General features: G+C 42.9%; 19 protein-coding genes and 2 pseudogenes. 7 read left to right on the forward strand and 14 right to left on the reverse strand.

Features of this window, described 5'->3' with window-relative positions:
- Positions 1-260: 260 nt before the first annotated feature.
- Entirely contained in the window at positions 261-479 is a 219-nt protein-coding gene (locus IM477_RS02170; RefSeq protein ID WP_002794870.1) for a DUF433 domain-containing protein, read from the forward strand.
- Positions 480-623: 144 nt separating this feature from the next.
- Here IM477_RS02170 and IM477_RS02175 read toward each other — a convergent pair whose 3' ends face one another.
- The gene (locus IM477_RS02175) at positions 624-992 is read right to left on the reverse strand and encodes a hypothetical protein (RefSeq protein WP_130756545.1); all 369 of its coding nucleotides are present in this window, start codon (positions 990-992) and stop codon (positions 624-626) included.
- Positions 993-1,167: 175 nt separating this feature from the next.
- Here IM477_RS02175 and IM477_RS02180 point away from each other — a divergent pair.
- The 3 genes and pseudogenes from IM477_RS02180 (at position 1,168) to cobO (ending at position 3,708) form a co-directional block, all read left to right on the forward strand.
- Positions 1,168-1,760, forward strand: a pseudogene (locus IM477_RS02180) (helix-turn-helix domain-containing protein).
- Between the two features lie 440 nt (positions 1,761-2,200).
- The gene (locus IM477_RS02185) at positions 2,201-3,028 is read left to right on the forward strand and encodes a Uma2 family endonuclease (protein WP_287730377.1); all 828 of its coding nucleotides are present in this window, start codon (positions 2,201-2,203) and stop codon (positions 3,026-3,028) included.
- A gap of 74 nt (positions 3,029-3,102) precedes the next feature.
- Entirely contained in the window at positions 3,103-3,708 is a 606-nt protein-coding gene (cobO, locus tag IM477_RS02190) for a cob(I)yrinic acid a,c-diamide adenosyltransferase (RefSeq protein WP_287730379.1), read from the forward strand.
- On the opposite strand, the gene IM477_RS02195 is transcribed toward cobO, so the two are convergent.
- The 7 genes from IM477_RS02195 to IM477_RS02225 form a co-directional block, all read right to left on the reverse strand.
- Entirely contained in the window at positions 3,705-4,886 is a 1,182-nt protein-coding gene (locus IM477_RS02195) for an aldo/keto reductase (protein WP_287730381.1), read from the reverse strand. The two genes, cobO and IM477_RS02195, sit on opposite strands and share 4 nt — an antisense overlap.
- A 181-nt stretch (positions 4,887-5,067) precedes the next feature.
- Positions 5,068-5,832: a type I methionyl aminopeptidase gene (map, locus tag IM477_RS02200; protein ID WP_149985277.1), complete on the reverse strand. Its 765-nt coding sequence runs from the start codon at positions 5,830-5,832 to the stop codon at positions 5,068-5,070.
- Positions 5,833-6,023: 191 nt separating this feature from the next.
- A complete protein-coding gene (gene pstB, locus IM477_RS02205; RefSeq protein WP_287730383.1) occupies positions 6,024-6,833 on the reverse strand; it encodes a phosphate ABC transporter ATP-binding protein PstB in 810 nt (269 codons plus the stop codon).
- 11 nt (positions 6,834-6,844) lie between these two features.
- A complete protein-coding gene (gene pstA / locus IM477_RS02210) occupies positions 6,845-7,729 on the reverse strand; it encodes a phosphate ABC transporter permease PstA (protein WP_287730384.1) in 885 nt (294 codons plus the stop codon).
- 4 nt (positions 7,730-7,733) lie between these two features.
- Entirely contained in the window at positions 7,734-8,708 is a 975-nt protein-coding gene (gene pstC, locus IM477_RS02215) for a phosphate ABC transporter permease subunit PstC (RefSeq protein ID WP_287730386.1), read from the reverse strand.
- Between the two features lie 391 nt (positions 8,709-9,099).
- Positions 9,100-10,113 (reverse strand): phosphate ABC transporter substrate-binding protein PstS, encoded by a 1,014-nt coding sequence (gene pstS, locus IM477_RS02220; RefSeq protein WP_287730388.1) that lies wholly within the window; start codon positions 10,111-10,113, stop codon positions 9,100-9,102.
- A gap of 420 nt (positions 10,114-10,533) precedes the next feature.
- Complete coding sequence (locus tag IM477_RS02225) at positions 10,534-10,800, reverse strand: hypothetical protein (protein WP_002797858.1); 267 nt, start codon at positions 10,798-10,800, stop codon at positions 10,534-10,536.
- 416 nt (positions 10,801-11,216) lie between these two features.
- On the opposite strand from IM477_RS02225, the gene IM477_RS02230 reads away from it, so the two are divergent.
- Both IM477_RS02230 and IM477_RS23265 read left to right on the forward strand, forming a co-directional pair.
- Positions 11,217-11,441 (forward strand): hypothetical protein, encoded by a 225-nt coding sequence (locus tag IM477_RS02230; RefSeq protein ID WP_002797857.1) that lies wholly within the window; start codon positions 11,217-11,219, stop codon positions 11,439-11,441.
- A 23-nt stretch (positions 11,442-11,464) separates the two neighbouring features.
- Positions 11,465-11,554: pseudogene (locus IM477_RS23265) on the forward strand (Rpn family recombination-promoting nuclease/putative transposase); the annotation flags it as partial.
- Positions 11,555-11,706: 152 nt separating this feature from the next.
- Here IM477_RS23265 and pstB (IM477_RS02235) read toward each other — a convergent pair.
- From pstB (IM477_RS02235) to pstS (IM477_RS02255), 5 genes are all read right to left on the reverse strand, one after another.
- Complete coding sequence (gene pstB, locus IM477_RS02235) at positions 11,707-12,504, reverse strand: phosphate ABC transporter ATP-binding protein PstB (protein WP_002797856.1); 798 nt, start codon at positions 12,502-12,504, stop codon at positions 11,707-11,709.
- Between the two features lie 105 nt (positions 12,505-12,609).
- Positions 12,610-13,413: a phosphate ABC transporter ATP-binding protein PstB gene (pstB, locus tag IM477_RS02240; protein WP_287730390.1), complete on the reverse strand. Its 804-nt coding sequence runs from the start codon at positions 13,411-13,413 to the stop codon at positions 12,610-12,612.
- Positions 13,414-13,632: 219 nt separating this feature from the next.
- Complete coding sequence (gene pstA, locus IM477_RS02245; protein ID WP_002797854.1) at positions 13,633-14,526, reverse strand: phosphate ABC transporter permease PstA; 894 nt, start codon at positions 14,524-14,526, stop codon at positions 13,633-13,635.
- A gap of 391 nt (positions 14,527-14,917) precedes the next feature.
- Positions 14,918-15,877 (reverse strand): phosphate ABC transporter permease subunit PstC, encoded by a 960-nt coding sequence (gene pstC / locus IM477_RS02250; RefSeq protein WP_002760019.1) that lies wholly within the window; start codon positions 15,875-15,877, stop codon positions 14,918-14,920.
- A gap of 94 nt (positions 15,878-15,971) precedes the next feature.
- Complete coding sequence (pstS, locus tag IM477_RS02255; protein ID WP_287730391.1) at positions 15,972-17,093, reverse strand: phosphate ABC transporter substrate-binding protein PstS; 1,122 nt, start codon at positions 17,091-17,093, stop codon at positions 15,972-15,974.
- A gap of 637 nt (positions 17,094-17,730) precedes the next feature.
- On the opposite strand from pstS (IM477_RS02255), the gene IM477_RS02260 reads away from it, so the two are divergent.
- A complete protein-coding gene (locus IM477_RS02260; RefSeq protein WP_287730393.1) occupies positions 17,731-18,765 on the forward strand; it encodes a PstS family phosphate ABC transporter substrate-binding protein in 1,035 nt (344 codons plus the stop codon).
- A gap of 244 nt (positions 18,766-19,009) precedes the next feature.
- Here IM477_RS02260 and IM477_RS02265 read toward each other — a convergent pair whose 3' ends face one another.
- Positions 19,010-20,551, reverse strand: a complete 1,542-nt coding sequence (locus tag IM477_RS02265) for a ferredoxin--nitrite reductase (protein WP_287730394.1) — start codon at positions 20,549-20,551, stop codon at positions 19,010-19,012.
- Between the last annotated feature and the right edge of the window lie 264 nt (positions 20,552-20,815).

The raw sequence follows: 20,815 nt of genomic DNA on the forward strand, positions 1-20,815 counted from the left end.
AACAGGTGCAAGATTTTGAGAGAATCGTGCTTCAAAACCTTGCGTCTTCATCGGCCCGCGTCCTGTAGGGGCGAAGCATTCGGATAAAAAATCTACGGTTTCACCGATAGGTTATTGCCCGAATGCTTCGCCCGTACTTTGTCAGCAAACCCTATTTAGCATCAGTTTAACCCATTTTTCAAGAATCTAGGCTAGAATATGAAGACAAGACGTATTGCTCTGGGTTAATCTACTCTGTAGAAGCTAAGAAGGTAATCAAAATGGCTAAATATTCGCCTCTTATCAATGTATCTCCTGAAACTATGAGTGGTGTTCCTGTTTTTTCAGGTACTAGAGTTCCGATACAAACACTTTTTGATTATCTTAAAGCAGGAGAATCAATTGATGATTTTTTAGAGGGTTTTCCAACGGTAACAAGAGAACGAGTTATTAGCTTACTTGCAGAATTTGAAAAAGAGCTTATTGATAGGGTAGCGTGAAATGAGGCTTCTTTTAGATGAATGTATTGACCGAAGATTAATGAGGGAGTTTACAGGTTATAATATCAAAACTGTTCCGCAAATGGGATGGACTGGGATCAAGAATGGTCAACTGTAAAGATAATTACAGAATCTAAAATAAACTTATTTTCCTTCCAAGATAAATTTATCTCCTGAACCAAATCGATAATACTTTTTCCCTGTTAGTCTATCTTCTGCAATTTCGACATTTTTACAGCTTATCATTCCTCTAGGATCTGAATTACCAATACGACTGTATCCAAAAGCATCAGCATAACCTACACACTTACCTGCTGATATAGGTATTAAACAGTTATATCCATCTGAAAACAGAGAACCTGATATAGTGGGATTAACTCCGTTCCGCGTACATTCATACTGACGACGAGATTGGCTAATTAAAATATCATTACTCATATTGTTTGCTTGTATGGGAGCAGAATTAATTAATCCCACACCAATGAACATACAGAGGATTTTAATGGCTCTCATAGTGAGTAGTTACTGCAAAAACAACCATAATAAGCAGAATCCTAACTAATAAGTTTAAACATTGTCAAGACGGAAAAAAACGGATATTGTCGGAAGTTTTGTTAACTATGTTTACAAATATCGGAAAATAACGGATAATGACGGTATTGTGTCTCCAAATCTTAACAATACTCCCATGGATACCCAAGAAGTCTTCTCACTTATTGATAATCTGGTTTTTGACCACACGGGAAAGCATCTCGATACATTGCAATTAGGGATTTTAAAGAACGTTTTTGATGGTCAGAAATATGCAAAAATAGCAGAAAAATATAATTGTTCTGAAGGTCATGCCAGAGATAAAGCCTATGAACTTTGGCGCATTCTTTCGGAAGTGTTAGGGGAAGAATTAAATAAATCAACTGTTCGATCAGCGATTGAAAGATTTATTACCACGAGTAGTACCAATATAGCGGTGTGCAGTCGTATGAGGTACAGTGTCACGAGCTATAAACCATGCTAGGCAAAGCTTGGTCTGTATCTCACTCAAGCGCTTACCGCTATAACATAGTAAATTCTGTAAAAATTGATCAGGTTACTTTTTGTCATAACCCTTCTAATAATCGAGAAATAGAAAATTATCATATTTATAAAACTGAAAACAATGTTATTAAAGCAAAACTAGAAACTGTTCCCAAACTAATAGGATTAGGATTAACGATCGAACAAATTGCTCAAGCTCTTGATTTAGATATACAATTAATTTTAGATAGTCTCAAACCAGAGTAACTTTGATAAATTTATCAAGATATGGATGTCAAGCTGCTTTGATACACAATTGACAAGGATAGGGAAATGGAGAAATTTCAACTAATACCCCAAAACCAAACCCCCAACCCCAACACCTAGAACTGCTATAGTCAAAAAATGCCTTGAATTATCTTGCTTAGTGTCAAAAACAATGAGCGAATTAAGTCCCGCCGCTGCTAGAGAAATTGAACGCTGGAGTTAAAGCAATCGCCTGAGTTTTTCCTATCTGCGTTTGGCAGAATTTAGGGCGCGTTAGACGGCGACAATCTCTGCTTAAACTTGAATCTAACAATCCGTCGTAACGCACCTATCTATCATTAATTTATTTGGTGCGTTACGCTATCGAAGAGCGCACCCTACTACTACTACTGACTCATAGCTGTTATAATTAGATAAATGTCCCAGCCAGGGGAAAAACTATGACAACTCTTGACATTTTACCAGAAGTTACCTGTCCCCCCACGGATTTATGGAGTGATGAACCACCCTTGGAAAGTGATTTACACCTGCAACAGATCATAATTCTTCTCAGTTGTCTAGAATTGTTATGGCAAGAGAAAAACGATTACTACGCTTCCGGTAATCTGACTATCTATTATAACGAAGAACAACTGAAAAAGCGCGATTTCTGTGGTCCAGATTTTTTTGTGGTTTTAGATACAGAAAAACGTCCCCGCAAAAGTTGGGTGGTTTGGGGAGAACAGGGGAAATATCCCAATGTGATCGTCGAGATTCTTTCCGATTCTACGGCCAATATTGACCGCAATAATAAGAAAATTCTCTACCAAAATACTTTTCGCACTCCTAATTATTTTTGGTTCGATCCTAATACCTTAGAATTGCAAGGATTTACGATACTTGAGGGACAATATCAAGCTATTTCTGCCAATGACCGGGGTTATCTATGGAGTGAACAGTTAGGATTATATTTAGGCATATTTGAGCGTAAACTGCGTTATTTTACCGTCGATGGTCAACTGGTTCCCACTCCCCAAGAAGCTGAATTACAGCAAAGACAAGCAAAAGAACAGGCTCTTTTAGAAAAGGAACAGATTCTTTTAGAAAAGGAACAGATTCTTTTAGAAAAGGAACAAGAACGACAGGCAAAAGAACAGGCTTTTTTAGAAAAAGAACAAGAACGACAGGCAAAAGAACAGGCTCTTTTAGAAAAAGAACAAGAACGACAAGCTAAGGAAAGATTAGCGGCAAAATTACGAGAATTAGGCATCAACCCCCAGACAATTTAGCCGGTTAAAATCTGCAAACAGCGATCGATAACCCCTTGAGTTACAATTATCTTGATTTGACTGGACAGACTTGAATGCAACTCACTCCCGAACAATACAAAGAAAAAATGCAGCGCCGCAAGGTCATCCAAGAGGAACGTTTAGCCGAAAAAATCGCTGAAAAAGGTTTAATTATCGTTAATACCGGCGATGGCAAGGGAAAAACCACGGCAGCCCTCGGTATGGTTTTACGTTCCCTCGGTCATGGTTACAAAGTGGCGGTGGTACAATTCATCAAAGGTGCTTGGGAACCTGCCGAACAAAAGATTTTTAGTGTTTGGGGGGAACAAATCGAGTTTTATGCTATGGGGGAAGGTTTCACCTGGGAAACCCAAGATAGAGAAAGAGATATAGAGAAAGCCGAAGAAGCATGGCAAAAAGCCCTAACTTTTCTCGAAAATACCCAATATAAATTAATTTTACTCGATGAGATCAATATCGCCCTTAAATTCGGTTATCTGGATATTCAGGAAGTTATCGCTGGTTTAGCCCGAAAACCCGCTAATTCTCACGTTATTCTCACTGGTAGAGGAGCTTTACCCGAATTAATCGAGATAGCGGATTTAGTCACGGAAATGAAGTTAATTAAACATCCCTTTCGTCAACAGGGAGTGAAAGCGCAACCCGGCATCGAATTTTAACTACTGCTTAAGCGTTGTACCGTCTCTCCCGACAATAATCGATGAGTTTCGGCGAGAAGATAGGGAATTTGATCAGCGTGGGGACTAGCGGCTAAACAGGCAGTTAAATCGAGTTTTTCCACCTCTTTTGCCTGTTGACCGGGGAACCAGTGACCCCCATTCCCCAAGAGATTGTATCTGGCCTTGGCAAAGTCAATCATATCGTAGGCGATAGCGAGATTGCGTAACCAGAGGATAGAACGAATATTGATGTGATTGGGGGTATTTTCCCAGCTAGGTAAACCCACAGACCAAGTTTTCACCCAATTATCGCCTAAACAGTTGATCATTTCCCCTTGCAATCTCTCGATAATTGGCGGTAAAATCTCCTCGGCTCGATCGAGTAAGGGTAAAGTTTTCAGGTGTTCATCAAAATCTCTGGCTCGCGCAGCACCGATACTAAGGGTATGGACGGTCGGATGACTGAGACAGAATAGGTTATTAAAAACCATCGGACTGAGAGGAAAACAGAGAGCCACGAGCTTAGGGGGAGGATTGTAGAGATGGCCGCCCTTATCGGAGGGACTAATGATAAAAACCCCCATATCGTGCTGTTTTGCCGCTTCTATGGCCGGCCAGTTATTCTGAAAAATATAGTACCAGTGCAAATTGAGGTAATCGTAACAATTTGTTGCAATAGTCTTGACAATTACATCAGTTGGTGCATGGGTCGAGAAACCGATAAAACGAACTTTTCCCTGTTCCTGTAATTTTTTCGCCTCTTGCCAACAACCGCCCTCGGCCATAGTGTCATCGAGAATTTCCTCGGTGTTGATGCCATGGATGCCCAACAAATCCACATAATCTAACCGTAAAAATTGCAGGGATTGCTCAAATTTACGGCGAAATTCCCGCACATCTTGACTAGGAGAAACTTTCGTCTGCACGATAATCTCATCCCTCGGTAGTTGCGGCAAAATTTTGCCCAATTGCATCTCCGAAGTGCCGTAACCCCTAGCGGTTTCGATGTGATTAATCCCCACTTCTAGAGATTTATTGATGATTGCCTCTAAATTGCCTTGATTCTCGTCGGGAATTTGCGACATCGGCACATCCTGCCACTGAAATTGATAGCGCATTCCCCCACAGGAAAACACCGGCATTTGTAGATTAGTGCGACCGAAACGACGATACTGCATATATTCAGTTATCAGTTATCAGTTATCAGTGGGAAGTGAGGAGACCACTTCGTGCGCGTTGCGGGGGGAGAAGGGAGAGGGGTGATGGGGTTTTAGGGTTTTGGGGTATTAGTTGAAACTTCCCTATTTCCCCATTCTCCCATTCCCCCATTCCCTATCCCCTGTTCCCCGTTCCCTAAATTTAATCGGATAAAGTGAGAATTTCGACACCGGTTTCGGTGACGGCGATGGTGTGTTCAAATTGGGCCGAAAGTTTACCATCTTTAGTAATAGCAGTCCAACCGTCTTTTAAGACAATATGTTGCCAGGTTCCCTCATTAATCATTGGTTCAATGGTGAATACCATGCCGGGGCGAATTTTTTTGCCCTTGCCACGAGTGCCGTAGTGGGGAACCTGCGGACCGGTGTGAAAAACATTACTGATACCATGACCGACAAAATCTCTAACCACCGAAAATCCTTGTCCTTCGGCATATTCTTGGATAGCCGCCCCGATATCGCCGATTTTACCCCCCGGCTGCACTGCATCTATGCCTCTTTGCAGACATTCTCTGGTAACTTCCACTAACTTTTTGGCCAGGGGGGAGGGAGTACCAACAAAGAAAGTCTGCGAGGTATCGCCGTGATAACCTTCTAAAATCGGGGTGACATCGATGTTAATAATATCGCCGTCTTTGAGGATTTGATCGGCGCTGGGGATGCCGTGACAGATAACCTCGTTAATGCTAGTACAGATGGACTTAGGAAAGCCATGGTATCCTAGGGGCGCACTTTTGGCTCCATGGGCGCAGGTCCAACGTTCTGCCTCGTCATTGATTTCTAGGGTACTTACCCCCGGTTTAACCATATCGGCCAGATGGTCTAACAGTTTAGCCGCTAATCGTCCGGCTCGGCGCATTTTTTCAATTTCCCGGGGAGAGAGTAAGGTGATGGTATCGTTGCCCATGAATTATCCGACTGTTGAGAAAGATTCTTGTTACATTTCTTATCCTAGCAAAATCGGGCAGCGTTATGGTTTAGGGGGGAGACTTTTCAGTTATCAGTAAACAGTAAACAGTAATCAGTGAACTGAAAACTCACATATGATCACTGATAACTGATCACGGATAGCTGTCTCCTATCTCCTGACAAGACAAATTAACCGAATCTACCGGCTACATAATCGCGAGTTTGTTGATTAACTGCATCGGTGAAAATTTTCTGGGTGGCATCACATTCCACCAAATGACCGACGCGGCTTTCATCGGTATTAAAAAAGGCCGTGCGATCGGATACCCTAGAGGCCTGTTGCATATTATGGGTGACAATGACGATCGTGTATTGTTGCTTCAATTCATGGATTAATTCCTCGACTTTGAGGGTAGAAAGGGGGTCTAAAGCAGAACAAGGTTCATCCATTAATAATACTTTTGGTTTTACCGCCAAAGCGCGAGCAATACACAATCTTTGTTGTTGTCCTCCCGATAATCCTAAAGCGGATTTCTTCAACAGATCTTTAACTTCATTCCAAAGAGCAGCTCCTTTTAAAGCTGATTCCACAATCCCATCTAATTCACTGCGACTAGCGGAACGATAAATTCTAATACCGTAGGCAATATTATCGTAAATACTAGCGGGAAAAGGGTTAGGGCGCTGAAACACCATACCCACCTGTCGCCGTAAGGTATGAAGGTTAACTTTGGGGGCGTAGATATCCTGGCCAAAAAACCTAACTTTGCCCTTAACTGTCACTTGCCCCTCTAATTCCCCGATGCGATTGAGGGCTTTTAAGAGAGTAGATTTACCACAACCAGAGGGGCCGATCATGGCGGTTACTTGCCTTTGCGGGATTTGTAAAGAAACCCCTTCCAGGGCTTTTTTGCTACCGTAGAAAAAGCTAAGATTTTCGACTTCGATCGCCGAATTAGCTAGAGAAGTAGGATTGTTCATGATAGAGGAATCGATCATCAGAAAAATGCTTAATTTGAGCGTTTACGAGTGACAAAACGGGAGATAAGGCTAGTAATTAAAACTAAGATAATTAGGACTAAAGAAGCTGTCCAAGCCAGGGAATTTTGTTCAGGAAAGGGGGAACTAGCATAGTTATAAATCAACACCGTTAAAGCCGGTGTGGGCGACCAAAGACTTTCTTGCCAAAATTGACTAAATAAAGCCGTAAACATTAAGGGGGCGGTTTCTCCAGCAGCCCGGGCTACCGCTAATAATATCCCGGTCATAATCGGTGCGATCGCTGCTGGCAGGACAATGCGAAATACCGTATCGAAACGGGAACCCCCCAAAGCGGAGGAACCGAGACGGTAGGACATGGGTATTAGTTTTAGGGACTCTTCCGTGGTTAAAGCGACGATGGGCAACATAATCACCCCCAAAGCAAAGGCCCCCGCTACGGCGGAAAATTGTTTGGTAGTTAACACCAAAACCCCGAAGGAAAACACCCCGACGATGACGGAAGGGGTACTACTCAACACCACGATCGCAAAGCGCAGAATGCCGCCAATTTTGGAACCCCGAGCGAATTCCGAGAGGAAAACCCCGGTGAGAATCCCCAGAGGTATGCTGCCTAAAGCCGCTAAACCGACCATAGTTAAAGTACCCACGATCGCATTGGCAAAACCGTTGGGAACACTGGGATCAGAGCCAACTGGGGCGGGTAAAGAGGTGAAAACTTGCCAATTGAATCCGGGTAAACCTTCTTTGACAATTTGAAAGAGGATAGCGAATAAAGGTAGAATGGCGATGGCACTAAGAGCGATCGCTAAACCCGTGAGACCGTTGGTAAAAAAATGTCGCCAGGGTGACAGGGGTTGCTGTAAATCTTCTTCGGGAAAAGCTCCTTGGCTCATAAAATTAACGATTGCGGTTGATAAACTGTACTAATAAAGCCGCTACACTATTGACGGCTAAGGTAATAACAAATAGAATTAAAGCTAGATACATCAAGGCTCCGATGTGGATTTTTTCAAAAGCTTCTGGGAAGGTATTGGCTAGTACAGCGGGAATAGTGTAACCGGGGGCCAAGAGGGAGGGAGTAATAATCGAGGAGTTACCGATTACCATGGCCACCGCCATAGTTTCCCCTAAAGCGCGCCCTAAACCGAGGATAATCGCCCCGATAATGCCAGAACTCGCCGCCGGCAACAGCACGCGCCAGATGGTTTCCCAACGAGTCGCCCCTAGGGCCATGGAGGCGCTGCGTAATTCGGGGGGGACGGTAAGCAACACATCGCGACTGATAGCGGAAATAGTCGGCACGATCATGATGGCCAGGATCACACCGGCGATCAGCATACTTGGTCCCAAAGGTTGGGTATTAAACAAAGGGAACCAAGCAAAATTTTGAAATAACCATTCTTGCAGGGGTTTAAGCACGGGAATTAGTACGAAAATCCCCCATAAACCAATAATTACACTGGGAATCGAGGCAATTAATTCCACTAGAAAACCGATGGGATAACGGACACTTGCCGGCAAATAATTCTCGCTAGTGGTTAAAGCAACGGCAACACTGAGGGGAATAGCTAATAAAAGAGCCAGAATCGAGGAAACGATCGAACCGAAAATAAAGGGTAAACCACCAAATTTGAGGACGTTAACATCCCAAGTGGTTCCCCAGAGAAATCCCCAACCGAATTCATTGATCGCCGGCCGCGCATCCTGAAAAACAATCCAGGCCATCCACAGCAGAAAAATTAAGCCGGAGGCGGCACAAATCCAGACTAGGATCGTAAAAATGCGATTGAATAAACCCGCAGTGCCGGGGCTTTCGTTAAGATTGGCCGCCGAGAGATCAAAAGACTCAACGGGTTCAGAAAAATTAGCCATAAGGTAGAGAGCGATTACCACTTATCAGTTGTTTAAAACGCAACTGTAGGGGCTGAACAATGTTCAGCCCAGAGAAAAGAAATACTTGCAGTTATTAGTTATGGGGTTAACCGGTAACTTTTTTCCATCTTACTGGAAAGCGGTGACAATCAAGCCTAAACTAATACAAAAGTATTTAGGTTTGCTGAAAAAGTACGGGCGAAGCATTCGGTTAGAAAATCTCCGGTTTCACCGATAGGTTATTGCCCGAATGCTTCGCCCCTACAGGACGCGGGCCGATGAAGACACAAGGTTTTGAACGACGATTCTCTCAAAATTTGCACCTGTTTCGCGAGAAAAGCCACAAAACCCTTACCTTACCTACATTTCACATTTATTCAGCAAACCCTATTTATTTAATTTTGTTAACTTCGGCTAAAACTTTTTGTGTCACCGATGGGGGAATCCGGGTAAATTCCAATTGATTGTTAATACCTTGACCGGTGGTGAGAATCCAAGTCAACAGTCTTTTAATTTCCGCCGCTTTTTTGTTATCAGCATAGTCTCTCGGTACTAATAACCAAGTAATCCCGACGATCGGATAACCACTGCTCGGATCGTCCATATTAGCGGTAAAATCGGCGTTAAATTTGATCCCTTCCATCGCCTTGTTAGCTTGAGCGAGACTGGGTTCGACAAATTGACCGGCTTTATTTTGAACTTTGGCGGTTCTCATGGTTGCCCCTTCGTTTTTGCGGGCAAAGGTATCTTGAACGTAACCGATCGAGCCTTCTGTTTGTTTAACCAGGGCCGCCACACCATCATTTTTCGGTCCCTTGAGAACGGTAAAACCCCAGTTGGGTTCTTTGCTGGTTCCCACTTTACTTTTGAAAGAAGGACTAATAGCACTCAGGTGAGAGGTAAAAATCTCCGTAGTACCGCTACCATCAGCCCTAACCACCACTTTAATGGGTTGGTTGGGCAGTTTCGGATCCACCTGTCTCCAGTTAGTGATCTCGCCACTGAAGATTTTACCGAGGTTAGCCCGGGAAATTTGCAGGTTATTTACCCCGGGCAGATTATAAACCACGGCGACGGCTCCTCCGGCGGTGGGAACTAGCAGTAAACCGTTTTTCATCTGGCTTTTTTCCGAGGAGGAAGGAGCGGCATCGGAAGCCCCAAAATCGACGGTTCCGGCGATAAATTGCCGAATACCAGCACCGCTACCGACGGAATTATAGTTAACGGTGACACCGGTGGCGTTTTTATAGTCGGCAAAATAACGCTGGTATAGGGGCGCGGGAAAGGAGGCTCCCGCACCGTTCAGGGTTTGGGCGAAAGCTTCTCCCATCGTCCCTGCTAAGGCCGCTGCCGTGGCGAAGGAGACAGCACACACACGAGTTAGGGTAGCAGTTGAGAATATCATAAGTTTTCTGGTTGAAGAATCCTGCACAATTGGGAAAGTTGAACTTTCTTCAAAATATAGTTTAAGGCATAAATATTACTTTTAAATCTAGAAATATTGGGGATTTTTTGGTTAAGATTCGGTAAAATTTCGGTTAAGTTTACTTTTAAAAGTTCACAGCTTTTGGCAATAAATTAGATCGATCAAGACCAAAATCCATTGTATCTATTCATACTAAATCCGTTGAGTATAGGCTAGTTATGAGGAGAGGCAAAAGGCAAAAGGGTGAATAAATAATCAGTTTTTAATAACCGGATTTAGTATAAAAATGGGTAAAACCCCACACCCTGCACCCACGAAAAACTTTTTCAGCAGACCCTAATTAGGGTTGATCAAGCTTTTTGCCGGTGATTTGGCTAATATATACCCGTTGGCTAATCTTTACTCCTGATCTGGGGATTGTCCGAAAAGATGCTCTACAATTCGCTTAACTTCTGTACGGATACCGGTGACTTCGTTGCGGAAAAACTGTTGATCGCTCTCAGCTTGAGTGATAAATTGGTTTAAGCACTCGTTGGTTCGTTCAAAACTCCCTGCTATTGTCCTAACCTCACCGGTTAGTTGTGCTATATCTTCTCGATTCTGTTGCGTGAGGACAACGGTAGCCTGTAATATGCTCTCGATCCGTTCTAATCTTTCATCCGTCATGGGTGACAATCCCTTTAGAGCTTTTTATTTGTCTCTTGCCAATAGTAGTCGTTAAGGGACTATTTTAATTATGGGAGATCAATCACGGAACATGAGGATTATTATGTCTCACGGTCGAGAAACTGTTAGTAACTCAAGGTCAAAATTTTTGCCATAAGAAGAACATACGCGATTGCAAAATTAGCCCTACTCCCATAATAACAGAAAAGGTTTGAGTTTGAGTTTGAGTTTAATTTTATCTAGAAAATTTTGTCATGAAAAATCTTAAACAAACTATTAGATTTACTTGATTATATTTACTTCTTACTGCCAGGGTTCTTGCCGCACCCCCTCCCACTCGTATTAATGATTGTTCTAACACTTTTATCCAAGAAATAACCACCAGATTTGATGACGACCCTGATGCGGAAGCAGTTGTGGTTCTAACCAACGGAGTTGTTCTGTTTTTCTATGTTAAACTTGATGAAGTTCCAGCTTTAAAAACAGCTTTACCCGGCGATAAAGTAAAACTCTGTTTAACTAAAGTGCCAGATGATTGTCCACCGGGTGATGAACGAGGTAAAATTTATAGTGTGTTAAACTATAGAACTCAACAGTATTTTAAAGCGATGAACTCTTGGCATTACTGTGGGGGTGCTTAACATTAGTAAGCTTATTTTTGTAAGCCATATTTAGTCTTAGCGATCTCAAACAAACTAAAGTCTATCAAGAAGCAATAAAAGAAGGTAGAGAAGAAGGTCAACAACGGGGAAAATTACCGCCATAACTTAGATTATATTACCCTCGCCACTGCCCTAGACTTAGACAACGTTTTTGCAATCAGTTAAGTTAATCGTTTTTCAATCATTCCCTGGGGAAAAAATTAATCTATCCCAGAGTCGTGAATAACGATTAATTATTAATACTTTAACCAAAACGACCGCTAACATAATCTCTAGTGGACTCTTGAGCGGGATTTTGAAAGATTACCTCGGTGCGATCATATTCCACTAAATAACCTACTTTACCGCCTTTTGGGGTCGGTTCAGCATTATAAAAAGCGGTTAAATCAGAAACCCGCGACGCTTGTTGCATATTATGAGTAACAATAACTATAGTATATTGGGTTTTCAATTCGTGAATTAATTCCTCAATTTTTAGGGTAGAAATCGGATCGAGTGCCGCACAGGGTTCATCCATTAAAACAACTTCCGGTTTAACCGCAATAGCGCGGGCAATACATAACCTTTGTTGTTGTCCCCCCGATAAAGCTAAACCACTTTCTTTGAGTTTATCTTTAACATCATCCCAGAGAACGGCTTTTTTTAAAGATTCCTCTACTAATTGATCCATATCACCGATGTAACCATTTAAGCGCGCCCCAAAAGCGATATTTTCATAGATAGATTTAGGAAAAGGATTCGGTTTCTGAAAAACCATACCAATACGACTGCGTAACCCGATAGGATTAACGGAATTACCATAAATATCTTGACCGCGAAAGGTAACTTTTCCCTCAATTTTGGCACTTTTAACCAGATCATTCATGCGATTAAAACAGCGCAAAACCGTACTTTTCCCGCAGCCAGAGGGACCGATAAAAGCGACCGCTTTTTTCTCAGGAATATCAAGGTTAACATCACGAACCGCGAGATTAGAACCGTAGTAAACATTTAAGTTTTTGGTTCTCAAAACCGCATCGGTAACAACATCTTTACTATACATAATTTTCAAAGGAATAGGTGTTGGGGAAAAGGGAAAAGGGAAAAGGGAGAGGGGGAGAGGGAAGAAAAAAGCTGATAACTGATAAATGATAACTGATAACTGGATTTAGCCAAAACGTCCACTAACATAATCTTTAGTTGCTTGTTCTTGAGGATCACCGAAGATTTTGTCCGTATAATCAAACTCGACTAAATAACCAATTTTGCCACCTTTATCGGTGGCTTCAGCGTTATAAAAAGCCGTTAAATCTGCTACTCTTGTGGCTTGTTGCATATTGTGAGTAACAATAATAATCGTGTAACGTTCTTTTAATTCGTGCATTAATTCCTCAACTTTTAAAGTTGAAATTGGATCGAGTGCCGAACAGGGTTCATCCATTAATAATACTTCTGGTTGAGCGGCAATAGCGCGAGCAATACATAATCTTTGTTGTTGTCCCCCCGATAGGGAAAAACCGCTTTCTTTCAGTTTATCTTTTACTTCTTCCCAGAGAGCAGCCCGACGCAGGGACTTTTCTACTAATTCATCCAAATCCCCTTTATAACCATTTAATCGCGCTCCGTAAACCACATTATCATAAATGGATTTGGGAAAAGGATTAGGGCGCTGGAACACCATACCAATGTATTTTCTTACTTCCACAGGATCCACGTCTTGAGAGTAAATATCTTGGTTATGATAAAAAACTTTGCCGTCAATACGAAAACCGTGAATTAAATCATTGAGACGATTAAAACACCTGAGAATGGTACTTTTTCCACAGCCAGAGGGTCCGATAAAAGCGGTGACTTTATTTTTGGGAATATCGATCGAAACGTCTCGTACTGCTCGATAATTACCATAGTAAATATCAGCCTTATCGACCTTTAAAACGGTTCCTGTAGAATGGGTGTTAGAGTTAGTTAGCATAAATTATTTATTTCACTTGAATTTGGCTAATTGAGGAATTGGAAAGATAGGTGGACTTTTACTTAAATATCCCTTTTTCCTTTTCACTTTTTCCTTGACTTAAGTAGGGAGGCACAATTATTTGTAGGATGGGTTAGCGGTAGCGTAACATGAGCGGGCGTTGGGTTTCATGCTTCAACCCAACCTACGTTCATCTTATATTTAATTCCACCCACCCACTTAATAGGTTTTCTGGCGCGTGGCTAAACGGGATAAAATGTTAGTTACCAACACCAAAAGCACCAGAATTAAAGCACCTGCCCAAGCTAATTGCTGTTGGGGGGCAAAAGGGGCAGTAGCAAAGTTGAAAACTAAGACCGAAAGGGTGGCAATCGGTTCAAAGACACCCCGGGGCCAAAAGTTAGAGAATAATGCCGTAAAAATTAAGGAGGCGGTTTCCCCGGCTGCTCTAGCAATTGCTAAAGTCACACCGGTTAAAATAGCGGGAACAGCAGCAGGAAGGACGATTTTTAGGACAGTTTGGTAGTTATAGGCCCCTAAACCCATGGCCGCCCAGCGGATGTCTTGGGGAACGATTTTTAAAGCCTCATCGGTGGTTCTAATAATAGTAGGTAACATTAACACCGCTAAACCGATCGAACCGGCAAGGGCAGAAAAGCCTAAAAGGGCTGTTCCTTCGCCAAATAACGGGGCAACTAGCAAACCGTAGGCGAAAACCCCGACAATAATCGAAGGGACACCCGCTAAAACGTTGGTAGCAAAGCGCACACCCTGGGCAAGTTTGTTATCACCGCTAAATTCCGAGAGATAAACCGCCGCTAAAACGCCAATGGGAACTGCGATCGCTGTGGCCAGGGCGACGACGATAATTGTCCCTAAAATGGCGTTAGCGATGCCTCCTCCTCCTAACCCCGGCGGTGGCGGTAATTTGGTAAAGAGATTGGCGTTTAAACGGCCCACCCCTTGCACAAAAACGAAGCCTAGGACGGCAAAAAGGGGAATCACGGTGACGGCTAAACATAAACCCGATAGGACGGTCATAATTGTCCCCAATAGCGATCGAGGACTACTCGGTTTCTTTTTGAGATTATTGCCTAAATTCGCACTATCCATATCAGTTATCAGTTATCAGTTATCAGTAATCAGTGAACAGTAAGTAGGTAGGTGTTAAAAGTTGTCAGACACCCCCCTTATCAAGGGGGGATTAAGGGTAGGGTTGATTCATGAATCAACCCTACTATGAATCAAGCCTAGGATTAAGGGGGGATTAAGGGAGGATCGAAGCTAAAATCCATTTTTAATTTAATTATAACCAGCTACTTAAACAGTAATCAGTTATCAGTAATCAGTGAACAGTAATCAGTTATCAGTGATTAGTAAACAGTGAAAAGTGAAAAGACAGCAGTAAACTGCCATTTGATGATGAACACTTAATACAAACTGCTCACTTAATACTCAAAACTTAAAACTCAAAACTGATAACTGATAACTGCCTCCTGACGGCTTAATACTTAGCTTTGACGCGATTAACGATTAATTCTGCGAAGATATTGACTACTAGGGTCAAAACCAAGAGAACAAAACCCGCATACATTAAAGCTGATACTTGCATTCCCGATGCTTCGGCGAATTGGTTAGCCAATAAGGAAGCGATCGTGTTAGCGGGGGCGAGAATAGAGGCACTAATGCGGTTAGAATTGCCGATAATCATCGTTACTGCCATTGTTTCCCCTAAAGCGCGCCCTAAAGCTAACATAATCCCCCCGACAATCCCGGAAAAAGCGGCGGGAATTAATACCCGAAAAATCGTTTCCCAACGGGTGGCCCCCAAGCCTAGGGAAGCTTGCCTTAGATCCGGCGGTAAAGCGGCCAAAGAGTCGCGAGAGATAGCGATAATAATCGGCAGGATCATAATTGCTAAAATAACCCCCGCCGGTAACATTCCAGGACCCCCTAAAGGAGTACTAAACAGAGGAATCCAACTAAAATTAGCATTTAACCAGTTACCAAGGGGTCTGAGGATAGGAATCAATACAAAGATACCCCATAATCCGTAAACAACACTGGGAATAGCGGCCAAAAGTTGTACGAGAAAAACCAAAATTGTCCGCGCATTTAAGGGAATAAAATCTTCGCTTAAAAAAATGGCCGAACCGATACCGAGGGGAACAGCAATCAGGAGGGCAATCAGAGAACTAACGAGAGTTCCGTAGATAACGGGCAGAACTCCGAATTCTTCGCGACCGCGCACGGGATTCCAAGCACTACTGGTCAAAAATCCCAGACCAAAGGTTTGAATCGCCGGTAAAGCCCGAATAAAAATCACTAGGGCAATTAGGAGCAAAATTACCCCAATAGCGATGGCAAAGGCGGTAGTTAATCCAACAAAGCCTTTATCGAGGATTTTTTCCGATTCTGGACGTTCTTTAAAATTTGAGTCGGGTGAAACTGTGGGCGCACTCATGATTAGGGTTTAAATCCAGCTAGTTTGCGGTAGCTAAGGTCGAAATTGACCTCTCTCCACTATTATTGTAACTTTGAATACATTTTTTCGGCTACTAATCCACATTGATTGTGTAATCGGGATAGATGACATCGGCAGCGGCGGCTACTCGTTCGCGGACGTTTTTCGGTAGGGGAATATAACCAAGGGCGGCGGACTGTTCCTGTCCCTGATTAAGTCCAAATTCGATCATCGCCTCCATAGCTAAAGCTTTTTGGGGATCGTTGTATTTTTTATAAACCAACATCCAACTATAGGTGACAATGGGGTAGGAATTTTCCCCCGGGGGATCAACGATAAAAGCCCGCAGATTTTCGGGTAATTCCACCGTGGCTAAGGTGGCAGCGGCGTTAGTTTCATTGGGGATAACAAATTGACCGGCTTGGTTTTGTAAAGTGGCCATGGGCAGGTTATTATTTTTAGCGAAACCGTACTCGATATAGCCAATCGAGCCTTGATTTTGTTGAATTAGGGCAGTTACACCTTCATTTCCTCTACCGCCGAGAAATTTACCTTTTTTGGTCGGCCATTGTACGGCTTTTCCTTCACCGATACTTTTTTTCCATTCGGGACTAACGGCGCTTAAAAACTTAGTAAAAACTCCCGTCGTCCCGCTACCGTCTGCCCGGTGAACTACGGTAATTTCTTCATTGGGTAGTTTTAAATCGGGGTTATCGGCGGCGATTTTGGCATCGTTCCAACGGGTAATCGTGCCTAAAAAGATGCCTACATAGGCTTCCCTACTTAGTTTCAGCCCTTCTACTCCGGGCAAATTATAAGCCATAACGATGCTTCCCGCCGTCATCGGTAGCAGTAAAACCCCGCGGCTAACTCTGGCCATATCTTCGTCACTCATGGCCACATCGGAAGCGCCAAAATCGATCGTACCTTGAATAAATTGTTCGACTCCCGCCCCGCTACCGGTGGATTGATAGTTAATTAGCAGTTTAGAAAATAGTTGATTGATGGTGACAAACCAGTTTTGATATAGGGGTGCAGGAAAAGAAGCGCCCGCACCATTGAGGGCGACCTCTCCTTGCAGAGGAACTTGGGCGATCCTATTGCTTCCCTCTCCACTGGTTCCCGCCGTATCGCCGCCACCACAAGCGGTTAAAGTCGCTGTTAAAGTCGCTAGGGATAAGGCTGTTAGTAAATGGGTTCTGTTTCTGCTGGGCATAGGATTAATTTTGAGCCGTAAACTGCCTTAAATCTTACGCTAAAAGTTACCACTGCTTGGTAAAGAATAGGTTAAGAAGTGAATAAAAAAACATAATGTATTGTCAAGAAAAGTTTTCTCGATAACTAGACAAAAATCTCAACTTCTTTTACTATTTGTTTTGACTAAACATTAGTTTTAAGTAGGGAGGCACAATTATTTGTAGGATGGGTTAGCGGTAGCGTAACCCATGCGGGCGTTGGGTTTCATGCTTCAATCCAACCTACGTTCTTCTTTTACTATCTATTTTGACTAAACATTAGTTTTAAGTAGGGAGGCACAATTATTTGTAGGATGGGTTAGCGGTAGCGTAACCCATGCGGGCGTTGGGTTTCATGCTTCAACCCAACCTACGTTCTTCTTTTACTATTTATTTTGACTAAACATTAGTTTTAAGTCGCAGGTAAGGCCGCTAACTTTTCCAGTTTAGATTAGGTTTTTCTCTTTCCTTACCATTGTAGTGACGTAAAAACAACAAAGAAAAGATTAAGGTTTTTAGTCATCATCCCTCAGCTTTTTTCTCCCCACTTCCCCACTTCCCCACTGATAACTGAAAAGTCTCCCCAATACCCGTTTTTACTTTCTCCTTTTTACACCTATGCTAGAAATTTTTACTCAGCTATCTCGTCCGACCAAAGTAGTCGCAACCATACTAGGAACTGCTCTACTTTTACCTGCTTGTGCCAATATTAATCCTCAAGACCTAAAACCAATTAAAATTGATGGTTCGAGTACCGTAGCACCAATTACCAACAAAGTTCTCGAAGATTTTAAAGCTAATACCCCTAACAAAGCTTTGGCTGATGTTAAAATTGACGCTAATATTTCAGGAACTGGCGGCGGTTTTAGAAAATTTTGTGCGGGAGAAACCGATATTAATAATGCTTCTCGGCCGATTTCTGTGGAAGAATTAAAAGAATGTGATGCTAATAAGGTCAGATTTATCGAACTACCGATCGCTTTTGATGCTTTAACCGTGGTAGTCAATCCCCAAAATAACTGGGTTGATGATATTTCGACCACAGAATTGAGAACTATTTGGGAACCAGCGGCCGAGAATAAAATCAAACGTTGGAATCAAATTAATCCCGCTTGGCCCGACCGACCGATTACCCTTCACGGGCCAGGTAAAGACTCCGGAACCTACGATTTCTTCAGTGAGGTAATTAACGGCAAAGATGCCAGTCGTGGGGACTTTAATTTTAGTGAAGATGACCAAGCTTTAGTTAATGCCGTCAGTCAAGATCCGAACGCTTTAGGCTATTTTGGCCATGCTTACTATGAACAAAATCGGGATAAATTAAAAGCTTTGAAAGTTAACGGTATTGAACCAACTCGCAGCAATGTAGAGGATAGTAAATATCAGCCTTTATCTCGTCCTTTGTTTATTTATGTTAATGCCCAAAAAGCCCAAGAGAATCCCGCTTTAGAGAAATTTGTCGAACATTATCTCGATCGAGTTCCCAATTTATTAGATACTATTGGTTATATTCCCCTACCGAATGAGGCCTATCATTTGGCACGGGTACAGTTGCAAAAATTTGAGATAGGAACAGTTTTTGATGGCAGACCTCAACCCAATTTAACCATCGGGGAATTACTTCGTAAACAAGCTCAATTTGAAGCTAAGTAACGATTCCCATCTGATACTAAATCCGTTGAGTATAGGCTACATATCAGGACAGGCACTCCTGCAAGGGGAGTGACTCTTAAATTATTACAGATGCGTCAGCAGCTGCGTGTAAGCATCCCACCGAAAAACTAATGCGCTCCGGGGTTTGGGGGCGGCGCCACGCCCCCAACGGGTAGGGTTGATTCATGAATCAACCCTACTATGAATCAACCCTACCCATTCAGCGTATCGAGAAACTTGTTAATTAACCTTTCGGTGTCGCCCCAAATTGTTCGATGAGGATAGAAGTTAACAGCGATTTTAGATCTTCACAGGGAATCCCTTTTTGTACACAGCTTCCCAGGTGGGCATCTTTACCCACTTTACCCCCCATGTAGATGTCAACTCCTTCCACGGTTTTGCCGTCTTTGCGCGCTTTTGTCCCCATCAAACCGATATCGGCCACTTGGGGTTGTCCGCAGGAGTTAGGGCAACCAGTCCAATGGATCCGCACACCCCGGGGGATATTTAATTCGGCATCTAACTGACGAATCAAGTCCACAGCCTTATTTTTGGTTTCAATCAGGGCAAAATTGCAGAATTGCGCCCCCGTGCAAGAAACGAGCGCTCGTTGTAAAGGAGTGGGATTGGGGGTAAACTTAGCCAGTAAAGGCTCGGTTAAAAGAGTCGGCATATTTTCAGCCGCTATATTGGGAATAATCACGTTTTGTTCCACGGTTAAACGCAATTCTCCGCTGCCATACACTTCGGCAATCCGGGCTAAATCGAACATATCATCGGCAAATAGACGACCAACGGGAACACAAAGACCGATATAGCTCAATCCCTCCTGTTTTTGGGGAAAAACTCCTAAATGATCTCGTTTTTCCCAGTCAATAGCGTCTTTTTCGGCTGCCGTTGCCAAGGGATAACCTAACTGATTAGCCACCCGCGTCCGGAATTCCTCAATTCCCCACTCATCAATTAACCACATTAAACGGGATTTTTGACGATTGGCGCGCAATCCGTTATCGCGGTAAACTTCCAAAATTCCTCGGCATAAATCCACCACTTCCTGATTCGGTCTCACCCAAACATTCATGGGAATTGCCGCTTCACAGCGTTTAGCCGAGAAAAAGCCGCCCACCACGACATTAAAGCCTAATTCTCCCTCTTTATAGGCAGGAACAAAGGCAATATCGTTAATTTCCGCATGAACGGAATTATCCCGTCCCCCCTCGATGGCAATATTAAATTTGCGGGGCAGATTGCTAAATTGATAATTACCTTGACCGTAGTTGGTAATCATATCTTGGACTTTTTGGACTAATTCCCTGGTGTCAATTAATTCATCTGCGTCTAGTCCTGCCATGGGTGAACCGGTAATATTTCTGACATTATCCATGCCCGATTGTACCGAAGTCATACCCACGGATTTTAGTCGTTGGAAAATATCAGGAATATCTTCGATACGAATACCGCGTAATTGTAGGTTTTGACGAGTAGTAATATCGGCATTGCCATCATCACCGTAACGCTGCACAATTTCCCCTAAAACTCGCATTTGCTCACTACTGAGAATGCCGTTAGGAACCCGCAAACGCATCATGAATTTGCCCGGGGTGACGGGACGATAAAAAACCCCCACCCATTTTAAGCGATGTTCTAAATCGGTTTTATCCATCGCTTCCCAACCGATTTGGGCAAAATGCTCCAGTTCATCTTTAATGGCTAATCCGTCTTTTTCGGCTTTAAATTTCTCGAATTTATTGAGAGTTGTTCCATCTTTTTCAGGTGCTTGTACCACGAATCTACCTCCTTCTGGTCTGTGGGTGCAATTGTTCTAGTTGGTGCGGGTTAGAAATGAAGAAATCGGGATTTAACAATAAGTATTCTTTAAAATACCGTCGTCATTAGCAAAAATTTAGTAATTTACCTAGTCTCTATTTGTTATTTAATTCGTTTTAAGTTGGATAATTTTGTATTGTTTGTAACAGAAATCCGCTCACCATCGTGTTTAGGCATTTATATCATGCAGTAAGTGCATTAAGGTGGGGTGTGGGGTGTGGGG

The organism is Microcystis sp. M090S1, assembly GCF_020246295.1.
In the GTDB taxonomy this organism is placed as follows: Bacteria; Cyanobacteriota; Cyanobacteriia; order Cyanobacteriales; family Microcystaceae; genus Microcystis; species Microcystis aeruginosa.

What these genes read in the sequence shown, in the direction of transcription:
- IM477_RS02170 (WP_002794870.1), top strand. Translation starts at nt 261, where the DNA reads ATGGCTAAATATTCGCCTCTTATCAATGTATCTCCTGAAACTATGAGT.
- IM477_RS02175 (WP_130756545.1), bottom strand. Translation starts at nt 992, where the DNA reads ATGAGAGCCATTAAAATCCTCTGTATGTTCATTGGTGTGGGATTAATT.
- IM477_RS02185 (WP_287730377.1), top strand. Translation starts at nt 2,201, where the DNA reads ATGACAACTCTTGACATTTTACCAGAAGTTACCTGTCCCCCCACGGAT.
- cobO (WP_287730379.1), top strand. Translation starts at nt 3,103, where the DNA reads ATGCAACTCACTCCCGAACAATACAAAGAAAAAATGCAGCGCCGCAAG.
- IM477_RS02195 (WP_287730381.1), bottom strand. Translation starts at nt 4,886, where the DNA reads ATGCAGTATCGTCGTTTCGGTCGCACTAATCTACAAATGCCGGTGTTT.
- map (WP_149985277.1), bottom strand. Translation starts at nt 5,832, where the DNA reads ATGGGCAACGATACCATCACCTTACTCTCTCCCCGGGAAATTGAAAAA.
- pstB (WP_287730383.1), bottom strand. Translation starts at nt 6,833, where the DNA reads ATGATCGATTCCTCTATCATGAACAATCCTACTTCTCTAGCTAATTCG.
- pstA (WP_287730384.1), bottom strand. Translation starts at nt 7,729, where the DNA reads ATGAGCCAAGGAGCTTTTCCCGAAGAAGATTTACAGCAACCCCTGTCA.
- pstC (WP_287730386.1), bottom strand. Translation starts at nt 8,708, where the DNA reads ATGGCTAATTTTTCTGAACCCGTTGAGTCTTTTGATCTCTCGGCGGCC.
- pstS (WP_287730388.1), bottom strand. Translation starts at nt 10,113, where the DNA reads ATGATATTCTCAACTGCTACCCTAACTCGTGTGTGTGCTGTCTCCTTC.
- IM477_RS02225 (WP_002797858.1), bottom strand. Translation starts at nt 10,800, where the DNA reads ATGACGGATGAAAGATTAGAACGGATCGAGAGCATATTACAGGCTACC.
- pstB (WP_002797856.1), bottom strand. Translation starts at nt 12,504, where the DNA reads ATGTATAGTAAAGATGTTGTTACCGATGCGGTTTTGAGAACCAAAAAC.
- pstB (WP_287730390.1), bottom strand. Translation starts at nt 13,413, where the DNA reads ATGCTAACTAACTCTAACACCCATTCTACAGGAACCGTTTTAAAGGTC.
- pstA (WP_002797854.1), bottom strand. Translation starts at nt 14,526, where the DNA reads ATGGATAGTGCGAATTTAGGCAATAATCTCAAAAAGAAACCGAGTAGT.
- pstC (WP_002760019.1), bottom strand. Translation starts at nt 15,877, where the DNA reads ATGAGTGCGCCCACAGTTTCACCCGACTCAAATTTTAAAGAACGTCCA.
- pstS (WP_287730391.1), bottom strand. Translation starts at nt 17,093, where the DNA reads ATGCCCAGCAGAAACAGAACCCATTTACTAACAGCCTTATCCCTAGCG.
- IM477_RS02260 (WP_287730393.1), top strand. Translation starts at nt 17,731, where the DNA reads ATGCTAGAAATTTTTACTCAGCTATCTCGTCCGACCAAAGTAGTCGCA.